Annotated in this window: 11 protein-coding genes; 8 read left to right on the top strand and 3 right to left on the bottom strand. The window is 65.8% G+C overall.

Annotation, left to right across the window (positions count from 1 at the left end):
• Nucleotide 1: 1 nt before the first annotated feature.
• The 6 genes from D3876_RS19165 (at nucleotide 2) to D3876_RS19195 (ending at nucleotide 6,351) form a co-directional block, all read left to right on the top strand.
• On the top strand, nucleotides 2–2,008 hold the full coding sequence (locus tag D3876_RS19165; protein WP_119765227.1) for a GMC family oxidoreductase N-terminal domain-containing protein: 2,007 nt from the start codon (nucleotides 2–4) through the stop codon (nucleotides 2,006–2,008).
• Between the two features lie 11 nt (nucleotides 2,009–2,019).
• Nucleotides 2,020–2,871, top strand: a complete 852-nt coding sequence (gene purU / locus D3876_RS19170) for a formyltetrahydrofolate deformylase (RefSeq protein ID WP_338014353.1) — start codon at nucleotides 2,020–2,022, stop codon at nucleotides 2,869–2,871.
• Nucleotides 2,872–2,918: 47 nt separating this feature from the next.
• Nucleotides 2,919–3,929 carry a LacI family DNA-binding transcriptional regulator gene (locus tag D3876_RS19175; protein WP_119765229.1) on the top strand — a complete coding sequence of 337 codons (1,011 nt, stop codon included), beginning with the start codon at nucleotides 2,919–2,921 and terminating at the stop codon, nucleotides 3,927–3,929.
• Between the two features lie 82 nt (nucleotides 3,930–4,011).
• Complete coding sequence (locus D3876_RS19180) at nucleotides 4,012–4,770, top strand: methionine ABC transporter ATP-binding protein (protein ID WP_119765231.1); 759 nt, start codon at nucleotides 4,012–4,014, stop codon at nucleotides 4,768–4,770.
• Nucleotides 4,767–5,426 (top strand): methionine ABC transporter permease, encoded by a 660-nt coding sequence (locus D3876_RS19185; RefSeq protein ID WP_119765233.1) that lies wholly within the window; start codon nucleotides 4,767–4,769, stop codon nucleotides 5,424–5,426. Before D3876_RS19180 ends, D3876_RS19185 begins: the two co-directional genes overlap by 4 nt.
• 130 nt (nucleotides 5,427–5,556) lie before the next feature.
• Nucleotides 5,557–6,351 carry a MetQ/NlpA family ABC transporter substrate-binding protein gene (locus D3876_RS19195; protein WP_119765235.1) on the top strand — a complete coding sequence of 265 codons (795 nt, stop codon included), beginning with the start codon at nucleotides 5,557–5,559 and terminating at the stop codon, nucleotides 6,349–6,351.
• A gap of 490 nt (nucleotides 6,352–6,841) precedes the next feature.
• On the opposite strand, the gene D3876_RS19200 is transcribed toward D3876_RS19195, so the two are convergent.
• The 3 genes from D3876_RS19200 to D3876_RS19210 form a co-directional block, all read right to left on the bottom strand.
• Nucleotides 6,842–8,005, bottom strand: a complete 1,164-nt coding sequence (locus D3876_RS19200; RefSeq protein ID WP_119765237.1) for an aminotransferase — start codon at nucleotides 8,003–8,005, stop codon at nucleotides 6,842–6,844.
• Between the two features lie 117 nt (nucleotides 8,006–8,122).
• The gene (hutC, locus tag D3876_RS19205) at nucleotides 8,123–8,827 is read right to left on the bottom strand and encodes a histidine utilization repressor (RefSeq protein ID WP_119765239.1); all 705 of its coding nucleotides are present in this window, start codon (nucleotides 8,825–8,827) and stop codon (nucleotides 8,123–8,125) included.
• The gene (locus D3876_RS19210) at nucleotides 8,824–10,179 is read right to left on the bottom strand and encodes a formimidoylglutamate deiminase (RefSeq protein WP_119765736.1); all 1,356 of its coding nucleotides are present in this window, start codon (nucleotides 10,177–10,179) and stop codon (nucleotides 8,824–8,826) included. Before D3876_RS19210 ends, hutC begins: the two co-directional genes overlap by 4 nt.
• A 67-nt stretch (nucleotides 10,180–10,246) precedes the next feature.
• Here D3876_RS19210 and hutI point away from each other — a divergent pair, with 67 nt between their 5' ends.
• The gene (hutI, locus tag D3876_RS19215; RefSeq protein WP_119765738.1) at nucleotides 10,247–11,452 is read left to right on the top strand and encodes an imidazolonepropionase; all 1,206 of its coding nucleotides are present in this window, start codon (nucleotides 10,247–10,249) and stop codon (nucleotides 11,450–11,452) included.
• A complete protein-coding gene (gene hutH / locus D3876_RS19220) occupies nucleotides 11,449–12,975 on the top strand; it encodes a histidine ammonia-lyase (RefSeq protein ID WP_119765241.1) in 1,527 nt (508 codons plus the stop codon). The genes hutI and hutH overlap by 4 nt, the downstream gene beginning before the upstream one ends.
• Nucleotides 12,976–13,002: the final 27 nt, after the last annotated feature.

Consider the following 13,002-nt stretch of genomic DNA (forward strand, 5'->3'; position numbering starts at 1 on the left):
CATGCGACGTCCGTTCAACCGTATCCAGGCGCTGATCCTGCGCAAGATGGCCGAGGCGCTGTTCCACGGCCAGCCGATGGCGATCAGTTCGCGACAGGTGGTCGATAATCTTCAGGACCTGTTCGGCAACATCACGGGCAACAAACCGCGCGAAATCGGGCTGACCGTGCTGCTGCTCGGTCTGCTGCTCGGCGGCCCCTTCTTCATCTGGGGCAGCGTGGACACGCGCGTGCGCCGGATGCGCAACCGGCTCGAACGCTCGAAGAACGATCTGATGCAGGATTTCGCGCGGCTGCGCGGCATCATCTATGCGGGCTATTACGGCCATTGGCAGGGCAATACGCAGGAAGACAATGTTGACAATCCTGTCTTCCAGGCGATCGGCTACACGCTGCCCGCGCACCGCAACCGCAGCATGGCGGGCGAGCAAAAGCTGGAAATCCGCACGGGTCACGACCTGACGCATGAGGCCTTTGTCGGGCACGACGCGCTGCCCGACGAGGAAGAGGTGATCGTGATCGGGTCTGGCGCGGGCGGCGGCACCGCCGCAGCCGAACTCGCCAAACAGGGTTACCGCGTACTCATCGTGGAGGCTGGGCCGCATTATCCCACGTCGCGCATCACGCATGAAGAAAAGCGGATGGCCGCGCGGCTCTTCGTCGATGGCGCGATCCAGACCACGCGCGACCGCGATATTGTGGTCTTCCAGGGGCGCTGCGTCGGCGGATCGACCGTCATCAACAACGGCATCTGCCTGCGCGTGAAGGAGGAAGGCCGCAGCCACCCGCTTGCCGACGACGTGCTCGCCACCTGGCACGCGCTGGGCGCGCCGATCAACGAAGCGCGGCTCGATGCATCCTATCAGGCGGTCGAAAAGGCGCTCAAGGTCTCGCCCGCCGCGCCGCTATCGGGGCGCAATAACGGCCCGCATCTGATGAAGGGCTGGGCCGCCTATGCCGAGGCGACCGGGCTCGAACGCGATCGCATCGCGCCCGCCGACTGGTTCCGCAAGAACTGGGGCGATCCGGGCAATGCCTGCGTCTATTGCGGCTATTGCAACACCGGCTGCGCCTATGGCCGCAAGAACGCGATGCCCCAGTCGCGGCTGCGCGAAGCGGTCGGGCATGACGCACGCATCCTCGCTGATGCACAGGTCACGCGAATCCGCTGGAAGGCCGACCTCGTCAACGACAAGCGCGTCGCCGACGGCGTGGAGCTTCTGCTCGCCGACGGGCGCCGCCATTTCGTCCGCGCGCGCCGCGGCGTCGTCGTGGCCGCGGGCGCACTCGCGTCGAGCCGGCTGCTCAAGTCCAGCGGTGTCGCGAACAGCGGCAAAGGCATGTCGCTCAACATCGCCTGCCCCGTCGTCGCGCTGATGCCGCAAGGCACGCGGGTCGACGCCTGGAACGAGGATCAGATGACCAGCTATGTCGATCAGGGCGATTTCCTGCTCGAATCGCATTTCCAGCCACCGATGAGCATGGCGACGCTCGTCCCCGGCTGGTTCGGCGATCATTTCGGTCGCATGCACAATTACAACCGCCTTGCATCGGCGGGCATCCTCTTCCCCGCCGATCGTTGCGGCCAGATGAAGGGGGGCAAGCTGAGCTTCAAGCTCCGCGACGATGTCGAGCTGCCGCTGCTGCGCCGCGCTCTGGCGACGCTGTCCAAGGTCCATTTCGCCGCGGGCGCCGAAGAAGTCTATCCGGCGCTCGCGCGCGGCCAGGCGCTCGGTGCCGGAACGCACTGGGGCGATATCGATCAATTCTTCGAAGACAATATTCGCGAGGCCGACGACGTCACGCTCTCAAGCTCGCACCCGCAGGGCGGCAATGCGATCGGCAAGAATCGCGACAACAGCGTCATCGGCATGGACTTCCGCGTCCACGGCACCACCAATGTCATGGTCACCGACGCGAGCGTCTTTCCGAGCTGCATCCGCGTCAACGCGCAGTTGACCACGATGGCGATGGCGCATTACGCGACCGCGGACGCTTCTCCCTTCTGACGGGAATTTCCGTGGACGACCGCCATATCCTGACGCTTTCCTGCCCCGACGCACGCGGCATCGTCGCCGCGGTCGCGGGCTTCGTCGCCGAACAGGATTGCAACATCCTCGAATCCGCGCAGTTCGACGACCTGGACAGCGGCCGCTTCTTCCTGCGCATGCTCTTCGCGAGCGAGGGCGGGGTTTCGGGCGATACGCTGCGCGCGCGCTTCGCAGCGATCGCCGCGCGCTATGCGATGGACTGGCAGATCAGCGACGCCGCCTATCGCCCGCGCACGATCATCATGGTCTCGCGCTTTGGCCATTGCCTCAACGATCTGCTCTATCGCCACGAGATCGGCGCGCTCCCCGTCGACATCGCCGCGATCGTCTCCAATCATCAGGATTTCGCGGGGCTCGCCGCCGCGCGCGGCATCCGCTTCCACCACATCCCGGTCACCGCCTCGACCAAGCCCGAGGCCGAGGCGCGGCTGATCGAGCTCTTCACGCGCGAAGGCGGTGAGTTGCTCGTGCTCGCGCGCTATATGCAGGTGCTCTCCGACGATCTCTGCGCGCAGCTCGCCGGGCGCGCGATCAACATCCACCACAGCTTCCTGCCCGGGTTCAAGGGCGCGAAACCCTATCACCAGGCGCATGCGCGCGGGGTAAAGCTGATCGGCGCCACCGCGCATTACGTCACCTCGGATCTCGATGAAGGCCCGATCATCGAGCAGGAGGTGATCCGCGTCGATCACGCGACAAGCGCCGAAGAGATGGTCGCCGCCGGCCGCGATGTTGAAACCGTCGTGCTCGCCCGGGCGATCACATGGCATGCCGAGCGGCGTATTCTCCTCAACGGCAACCGCACCGTTGTGTTTCGCTGAGCCAGGGCATAGGTCAGTGACAATGCTGTCAGGGTGATTGGAAAAGGATGCGGCTCACCATTCGCGACGTCTCCGAGGCGGCGGGGGTATCGATCAAGACGGTCTCGCGCGTGCTCAACAAGGAGCGCTACGTCCGCGACGAAACCCGGCTGAAGGTGGAGTCCGCGATCGAGGCCCTGGGATTTCGCCCGAGCGCGGCGGCGCGCGCTCTCGCGGGCAAGCGCTCCTTCCAGATCGCGCTGCTCTACGACAATGAGAATGCCTATTACGTCTTCGATCTGCTCGCGGGCGCGCGCAAATGCTGCCTCGAAAATGGCTTCCGCCTGATCTTTCAGCCTTGCGACATCCATTCGCCGCGGCTGATCGACGATATCCGCGCGCTGATCGACGAGACGCATGTCGACGGCATCATCCTGCCCCCGCCGCTTGCCGATGTCGCGGCGCTCATCGAGGAACTGCACCGTCGCGACGTCGCCTTTGTGCGCATCTCGCCCGGCACCGAGCCCGAAGCGTCGTCCTCGGTTCATATCGACGACTGCGCCGCCGCCGAGGCGATGACCACGGCCCTGATCGCACTGGGGCACCGCCGCATCGGCTTGGTGCTTGGCCACCCCGATCACGCCTCGACCAGCGATCGCCTCGACGGCTATCGCCGCGCGCTCGCCGCGCATGGCATCGCCGAGGATCCCGCGATCATTCAGCCGGGCCGTTATGACTTCGAATCGGGCCGCGCCGCCGGCGCCGCGCTACTGGATCTGCCTGAACCGCCGAGCGCGATATTCGCAAGCAATGACGAGATGGCGGCGGGCGTGCTCGCAGTCGCGCACGAGCGCGATATCGCGGTGCCCGAACAGCTCTCTATCGCGGGATTCGACGATACCACGCTCTGCCGGCTCGTCTGGCCCCCGCTCACCACCGTTCATCAGCCGACACAACAATTTGCCTATGTGGCGACCGCCCTGCTCATCGACGGTCAGGCCGAAATCCGCCGCAGAAAGCTCGATTTCACGGTAATAGAGCGCGGCTCGACGGCCCCTCCGGGCGGCAGCGCCGCTTAGCTTTTCTTTCGCGATCGCGAACAAATATTGCGCCGTCGGGGATTTGGCGCGCACGCGATCCTGACCTAAAAGCTTGGCGACCATGTCCGAACCAGCCGTCATAGAATTTCGCGACGTTCAGAAGCGCTTCGCCAGCAACGCCGAACCGGCGCTCGCAGGCGTTACGCTCTCGGTCATGCGCGGCGAGATCTTCGGCGTTATCGGTCAGTCGGGTGCGGGCAAGTCCACGCTCGTCCGCCTCATCAACGCGCTCGAACGCCCGGGCGCCGGAACGGTCTCGGTCGACGGCATCGACGTCGCATCGCTCGACGCCGACGGGCTCCGCCGGCTCCGACGCCGCATCGGGATGATCTTCCAGAATTTCGGGCTGCTCTCCTCTCGCACCGTCGCGCAGAACGTCGCCTTTCCGCTCAGGCTCGCCGGCACCGGGCGTTCGGAGATCGACACGCGCGTCGATGAATTGCTCGCGCGGGTAGGCCTCACCGAGCACGCGCATAAATATCCCGCACAGCTCTCGGGCGGCCAGAAGCAGCGCGTCGGAATCGCACGCGCGCTCGCGACGCGGCCCGAAGTCCTGCTCTGCGACGAGGCAACGAGCGCGCTGGATCCCGAGACCACGCGCTCGGTGCTCACCTTGCTCAAGGAACTCAACGCCGAACTCGGCCTCACCATCGTGCTCATCACGCACGAGATGGAGGTGGTCCGCAGGGTCTGCGACCGCGTCGCGGTGCTTGAGACGGGGCGTGTCGTCGAGACTGGCACGGTGGGCGACATCTTCAGCAACACCGCGCATGAGGCTACCCGCCGCATGCTCGGCGCGATGGCGGAGCACGCGGCATGAGCTTTGCCAATATCGACTGGTCCGATATCGGCCAGGCCTGCCTGGACACGCTCGCGATGCTCGGCGGTTCGCTCGTGCTGACGATCCTTCTCGGGCTTCCGCTCGGCGTGCTGCTGTTCCTCACATCGGGCCGCCAGCTTCTGCAGAACCGGACCGCCAATGCCGTGGTCGGCTTCATCGTCAACGTGCTGCGGTCGGTCCCCTTCGTCATCCTGCTGATCGTGATGATCCCGCTGACCGTGGCGCTGGTAGGCACGTCGCTCGGCGTGGTCGGCGCGATCCCGCCGCTCGTGATCGGCGCCGCGCCCTTCTTCGCGCGGCTCGTCGAAAGCGCGCTGCGCGAGGTCGATCGCAATACGATCGAGGCTGTCCAGTCGATGGGCGCCACCACCAGCCAGGCCGTGTGGCGCGCGCTCATTCCCGAGGCGATGCCCGGCATAATCTCGGCCGCCACCGTCACTGCCGTCGCGCTCGTCTCCTTCACCGCAATGGCGGGCGTCGTCGGTGCGGGCGGCCTCGGCGATCTCGCGATCCGCTTCGGCTATCAGCGTTTCCAGACCGATGTCATGATCGTGACCGTCGTCATCCTCATCCTCATGGTCCAGGTGATCCAGTTCGCCGGAGACCGCCTCGCCCAGCATTACACGCGGCGGTGATGGGCCTTCCCCGTCCCGTTCGTCCCGAGCGAAGTCGAGGGACGCCCGGCACCGCGCCGACGTGTCTCGACTTCGCTCGACACGAACGGATAGATCGAAACGCAAATCGCAAGAAACCGAGGCACAACACATGAACCGCCGCACCCTGCTGATCGCAACCGCCCTGCTCGCGCTCGCCGCCTGTTCGGGCGGCAACAAGGCCGATGGCGACACGCTCACAGTCGCCGCCACCGCGGTGCCGCACGCCGAGATCCTCGAACACATCAAGCCCGCGCTCGCCAAAGACGGCGTCGATCTGCAGATCCGCGTGTTCAACGATTACGTCCAGCCCAATATGCAGGTCGCGCAGAAGCAGATCGACGTGAACTATTTCCAGACCAAGCCCTATCTCGACGATTTCAACGCCAATCGCGGGACAAAACTGGTGACCTTCGCAGGCATCCATGTCGAGCCGATGGGCGGCTATTCACGCAAATGGAAGTCGCTCGACCAGCTTCCCAATGGCGCCCAGGTCGCCATCCCCAACGATCCGAGCAGTACGGGCCGCGCGCTCGTCCTGCTCGAAAAGGCAGGGCTGCTGAAACTCAGGCAACCGGGCCATGCGCTCTCGACGCTTGGCGACATCACGAGCAACCCGAAGAACCTGCAATTCAAGGAACTCGAAGCCGCCGCGATGCCGCGCGTGCTCGACCAGCTCGACCTCGCGCTCATCAACACCAACTACGCGCTCGACGCGAAACTCAATCCGGTCAAGGACGCGCTGATCATCGAGGGCAAGGACTCGCCCTATCTCAACTATGTCGTTGGGCTTGAGGAGAGGCGAAACGACCCCAAGGTCGTGAAACTGATCGCTGCGCTGAAGAGCGCGGACGCCAGGGCGTTCATCGAGAAGAACTATGCAGGTGCAGTGCTGCCGGCGTTCTGAGGAACGTGCGGTGAGGTACTGGCCTCCGTTAAGCGGTGGGTTTCTGCCGTTCGGCTCCTCCCCGGTACGGGGAGGGGAACCACGCGAAGCGTGGTGGAGGGGCTGGCGCGAAACCTGACAATTCGGCGCCGCCCCTCCGTCAGCCCTCCGGGCTGCCACCTCCCCGTATCGGGGAGGAACTGGCGCCCGCAACCGGGTTCGAAAGCAGGCATTGCGCGTGTTTCCACGGGAATGTCCGCTTTGGGGAATCTGCCATTGCGCCTGCTTTTCTGCCAATTTCTGTCAGGATCCATGCTCACCGGCACGTAGCCTCGTCATCCAACGCGCAGATCGTTTCCGCCTGTCCTACACAAAATGTTCTTGTTACGTTCCTTACCGGAGGCGCTCAAAGCGCCCATCGCGAGGAAGCCGAATCAACATGCGCGTTTGTGGGAAGTTTGCGAAGTTAAGTCTGTCCCGAGCACCGTCGAGGGGCGAAGTGAGGCGGGACTCAGCGGCCGCCGAAAAGCGCACGCGCGCGCGCCATGCGCTCGATTCCCGCGTCGATCGTCGCATCGATCTTGGCGAAGCAGAGGCGCACGACCGAGGTGACGGGCGCCTCGGCGTAGAAGGCCGAAACCGGGATGGCGGCGACGCCGGCCTCGCGGACCAGCCGGCCGCAGAAACTCACGTCGTCGATCGGGATGCCCGACGCTGCGAGGTCGATCGACAGGAAATAGGTGCCCGCGCTGGGCAACATCGCCCATCCCGCCGCCTCGAGACCCGCCGCCAGCCGATCGCGCGAGCGCGCGAAATCCGCACACATCGCGGTGAAATAGGCGTCGTCCTTGCCCAGCCCGTGCGCGACCGCGGCCTGAAGATTGGGCGGCGTGGTGAAGGTCAGATACTGGTGCGCGCGCGCCAGCGCATGGGTGAGTTCTGGCGCGGCGCACATCCATCCGACCTTCCAGCCGGTCAGCGAGAAGATCTTGCCCCCCGATCCGATCTTCACCGTCCGCTCGCGCATCCCCGGAAACGCCATGATCGGATTATGTGCGCGGCCGTCGAAGACGACATGCTCCCACACCTCGTCGCTGATCACGACCGCATCGTGCTTCACTGCGAAGCGCGCGAGCAGCGCAAGCTCGGTATCGGCGAACATCGTCGCCGTGGGGTTGAGTGGATTGTTCAGGATCGCAACCGTCGTTCGGTCGCTGAATGCCGCCGCGAGCGCCTCTTCGGTCAGCCGCCATTCGGGCGGCTCCAGCCGCACCAGCTTCGGCACCCCGCCCGCGCGCAGCACCAGCGGCAGATAGGCGTCGTACATCGGCTGGATCAGCACCACCTCGTTGCCCGGCGTCACCAGCGCGAGGATCGCCGCCGCCAGCGCCTCGGTCGCGCCCGAGGTGACCGTCACCTCGCTCTGCCAGTCGAGGTCGATGCCCTGATGGCGGCGATAGTGATCCGCGACCGCCTGCCGCAACACGTGCAGCCCCGCCATCGGCGGATACTGGTTGGATTGCTCGACCAGCGCGCGCTGCGCGGCTTCGATCACGTCGGCCGGGCCGTTGGAGTCGGGAAAGCCCTGCCCCAGATTGATTGCGCCCGTCTCGCGCGCGAGGCCGGACATCTTCTCGAAGATCGTAGTGGGCATCTGGGCGTAGAGCGGGTTCATCGTATCGGGTATTTCCGGGCTGGCGGTTCCGTTCCTTGTACCCCGGCGAAAGCCGGGGTCCAGCGTTGCGCGACGTGCACCGGTCTGGACCCCGGCTTTCGCCGGGGCACGACATTGCTACCGGCTCTGCGGCGTGAATTGGGCAACCAGATCATAGCGGTCGCCCGGGAAGGTCTGGCGCACCCAGGTCACCTCCTTGCCAAGCTGCCACGTCCAGCGCTCGAGCTGGAGGCACGCAGTCCCCGGCGCGATGCCCAGCAGCCTGGCCAGCCGCGCGTCCGCGGGCACCGCTGCGATCCGGTGTCGCGCCTCGCTCCACGGCACATGGCCGAGCAGCCAGGACCCCGGCGCCTCCGCGGTGAAATCGACGTCGCGCGCTTGCGGAACCATGGCGAGGCTGATCAGGCGCTGCTCATGCCCGAAGGGTTCACCCGCGGCATGATGCACCCCCTCGATCGTGAGCATCGCTCCCGCCGCTTCGAGTGGATCGCCGGCCGCGTGCTTGCGCTCACCGCGTTTCAGCAACTCGAAGCGATAGGCATCGCCGCGCGCCGCGATCACCGATCCGATATCGGGCACGTCGAGCACCGCCGACTGGACATGCGGATGCGCGACGAACGACCCCGCCTTGCGCCGCCGCTCGATCAGCCCGGCGCGGCTGAGCGCGGTCAGCGCCTTGCTCACCGTCGCGCGCGCGCAGCCATATTCGGCGACCAGTTCATGCTCGAACGGGATCCGGTCACCGGGACGCCAGGCCCCCGATCGGATGTTGCGCTCGATATCCTCGCGGATGCGCTGGTCGAGGGTCTGCGCGACGCTCATTCTGAGAGTAGCGCCCTCACCGTCTCGCGATAGCGCGCGGAGATCGCCTCCGCGGCATGATGCCGGCCGCCGGTCACGACCTTCACTCCGTGCCGCCACACGCCGTCGACGCAGCCCGCCCGCCCCGAGAAGATCCAGCCATCGAGCAACAGGTCACCCTTGCGGCCGCAAAGCGCGGGATGTGTCGCGTCGAGCGACACGATGTCTGCCGACGCCCCCTCGACAATGCCACCCGTGATCCCCAGCGCCTGCGCGCCGCCCGCAAGCGTCTGACCGAACAGCCGCGCGCCGGTCGAAACGCCTTCCACGGCAAGGATGTTGCGGCCCCGGTCGCGCAGGCGCTGGCTGTATTCGATCATGCGCAGCTCCCCTGCCACATCGATCAGGATATTGGAATCGGTGCCCGTGCCGATCGCGCCGCCCGCATCGAGGAAGCGCGCTGCGGGAAAGATGCCGTCACCCAGATTGGCCTCGGTGATCGGGCAGAGACCAGCGACCGCACCGCTACGCGCCAGCGCATCGGTCTCCGCCTCGGTGAGATGCGTCGCGTGGACAAGGCACCAGCGCGCATCGACGTCGGCGTTGGCGAGCAGCCATTCGACCGGGCGCAGCCCCGAAAAGGCGATACTTGCCTCAACCTCCTTCACCTGCTCCGCAGCGTGGATATGGAAGGGTCCGGTCGGGCTCATCTCAAGCAGCACGGCAAGTTCCTCGCCGGTGACCGCACGCAGGCTGTGCGGCGCAACGCCCATATTGGCGTCGCCTTTGAGTTTCGCGCGGCTCGCGTCGAGCAGCGTCGCAAAACCGTCGAGATCGCTGAGGAAGCGCCGCTGCCCCTGTTTGGGCGGCTGTCCACCGAAATCGCTGTGCGCGTAGAAGACGGGCAGCAAGGTCAGCCCGATCCCTGTGGCGTCCGCCGCCGCCGCGATCCGCCCCGCGGTCTCTGCCGGATCGGCATAGCGCGCGCCCGCGGGATCATTGTGGAGATAATGGAACTCGCCGACGCGGGTGTAGCCGCTCTCAAGCATCTCGACATAGGCCTGCGCTGTAATCGCCTCGATATCCTCAGGGGTCAGCCGGTCGAGGAAGCGGTACATCACCTCGCGCCAGCTCCAGAAATTATCATCCCTGCTGCCGTCGCCGCGATGCTCCGAAAGCCCCGCCATGCCGCGCTGAAAGGCGTGGCTGTGGACGTTGCACTGCCCCGGAATCGCGATCGAATGCCGCTCGTCATCGAGCCCCGGTTCTGCGCCCGCCACGACCGAAGCGATACGCCCGTCCACCATCGTGACACGGACACGATCGGCCCACCCGTGGGAAAGAAGAGCGGTTTCGAACCAGAGCGTCGTCATCGGATCATCCTGCAGCCACAAATATTATGACTAGACATAATACGGTCGATTGAGCAAGTCTATGCGCATGGCAACCGACTCCGCGCATCGCTGCGATCGCATCTGGACCAACGCCCGGCTGGCGACGATGGCTGCGGCGGGTAGCGTCGAGCGGGGCATGATCGCCGCAAAGGACGGCCGGATCGTCCATGCAGGCCCTGTCGACACGCGCTATGACGCACCAGAGCTGATCGACTGCGACGGCCGCTGGATCACGCCTGGGCTGATCGACTGCCACAGCCATCTCGTCCATGCGGGCAACCGCGCGCACGAATTTGAATTGCGCCTGGAAGGCGCGAGCTACGAAGATATTGCGCGGGGGGGCGGCGGCATCGTCTCGACCATGGCGGCGACGCGCATCGCGGACGAGGATACGCTTGTCGCCTATGCGCTCGAACGGCTCGACACGCTGATCGCCGAAGGGATGACCACGATCGAGGTCAAGTCGGGCTATGGGCTTTCGACCGAGGCCGAGGTGAAGATGCTCCGCGCCGCGCGTCGACTGGGCAGCGAACGCAATGTCCGCGTGGTCACGACCTTTCTGGGAGCACATGCACTGCCTCCCGAATTCAGCGGCAATGCCGACGGCTATATCGACCTCGTCTGCAATGACATGATCCCCGCGGTTGCCGCGGAAGGACTGGCGGATGCGGTCGACGCCTTTTGCGAGGGAATCGGATTTACGCCGGGGCAGGTTTCGCGGGTTTTCGAGGCCGCCCGGATGCACGGCCTTCCCGTCAAGCTCCACGCTGAGCAGCTTTCGAACCTCCACGGCGCCACGCTTGCGGCGAGTTTCGATGCGCTTTCGGCGGACCATCTGGAACATCTCGATGCGGTCGGTATCGATGCAATGGCGAAGGCCGGCAGCGTCGCGGTGCTGCTGCCCGGCGCCTATTATTTCACGCGTGAGACGCAATTGCCGCCCGTGGCGGGGCTTCGCGAAGCCGGCGTGCCGATCGCGTTGGCGACCGACTGCAATCCCGGCACCTCGCCGCTCACCTCGCTCCTGCTCACCATGAATATGGGAGCGACGCTGTTCCGCCTGACCGTCGAGGAATGTCTCGCGGGCGTCACGCGAGAGGCAGCGCGCGCGCTTGGACTGCTTGGTGAGACGGGCACGCTGGAGCCCGGCAAGAGCTGCGATCTTGCTATCTGGGACGTCGAGCGTCCCGCCGAACTGGTTTATCGCATGGGCGCGAACCCGCTCCATGCGCGTGTGTGGAAGGGTTTATGACAGAAATTACGATCAAGCCGGGCCATGTCCCGCTTGCCGATTGGCGCGCCGTTTATCGGGGCGCAACGCCCGTGCTCGATGCAGCGGCGCATCCGCTGATCGCCGAGAGCGCGGCAGCGGTCGAACGCATTCTGTCCAAGGGCGAGCCCGTCTACGGCATCAACACCGGCTTCGGAAAACTCGCCAGCGTCCGCATCGGCGACGAGGATCTGGAAACGCTCCAGCGCAATATCGTGCTGAGCCACGCCGCGGGCGTGGGCGAGCCGATGCCCGTTCCCATCGCGCGGCTGATGATGGTGCTAAAGCTCGCGAGCCTTTCGCAGGGCGCCTCGGGCATCCGTCCCGCAACCATCGCTTTGCTCGAAACGATGCTCGCCAAGGGGCTGACGCCCGTGATCCCGTGTCAGGGATCGGTAGGCGCATCGGGCGATCTGGCTCCCCTCTCGCACCTTGCCGCTGCGATGATCGGTGTGGGCGAGATCTTCGTCGACGGCGAGCGGCTGCAAGCCAATGCGGCGCTCGCAGAGGCTGGCCTCGACCCGCTGACGCTTGGCCCCAAGGAAGGGCTCGCGCTGCTCAACGGCACGCAATTCTCGTGCGCCAATGCGCTCGCTGGGCTGTTCGAGGCCGAGCGGCTGTTCCAGTCCGCGCTCGTCACCGGCGCGCTTTCGGTCGAGGCCGCCAAGGGCTCGGACACCCCCTTCGATCCGCGCATCCACGATCTGCGCCGCCACAAGGGCCAGATCGAGACCGCGGCGGCGCTGCGCGCGCTCATGGCGGGCTCAGCGATTCGCGCTTCGCACCAGACCGACGATCCGCGCGTACAGGATCCCTATTGCCTGCGTTGCCAGCCACAGGTGATGGGCGCCGTGCTCGATCTGCTGCGTCAGGCTGCAACCACGCTGGAGACCGAAGCCAACGGCGTTTCGGACAATCCGCTGATCTTCCCCGATACCGACGAGGCGCTTTCGGGCGGCAATTTCCACGCCGAGCCCGTCGCCTTCGCCGCCGACATGATCGCGCTCGCGCTCTGCGAAATCGGATCGATCTCGGAGCGCCGCACCGCAATGCTCGTCGACCCCGCGTTGTCGGGGCTACCCGCCTTCCTCACTCCCAAGCCGGGTCTCAACTCGGGTTTCATGATCCCGCAGGTGACCGCCGCGGCGCTGGTCTCCGAGAACAAGCAGAAAGCCTATCCCGCGAGCGTCGATTCGATCCCGACCTCGGCCAATCAGGAAGACCATGTCTCGATGGCCGCGCACGGCGCCCGCCGCCTGCTCGGCATGGCCGACAATCTGGCGGCGGTGCTCGGCATCGAGTATCTGGCGGCGGCGCAGGGCTGCGACTTCCACGGGCCGCTTGCGTCAAGCAAGACGCTCGAGGCCGGCCGCGCGTTGCTCCGCCACCAGGTGCCGACGCTCGCCGACGACCGCCACTTTCACCCCGACATTCTTGCTGCGACCGCGCTGATCGCCGAGGGCAAGGTCGCGGCGCTGGCGGAGCTTCCGGGGTTGGCGGCGTGAGGCGCGCTAACTTTCTCCCCTCCCTTT

Origin of the sequence: Sphingomonas cavernae, from assembly GCF_003590775.1 — a bacterium.
GTDB lineage: Bacteria > Pseudomonadota > Alphaproteobacteria > Sphingomonadales > Sphingomonadaceae > Sphingobium_A > Sphingobium_A cavernae.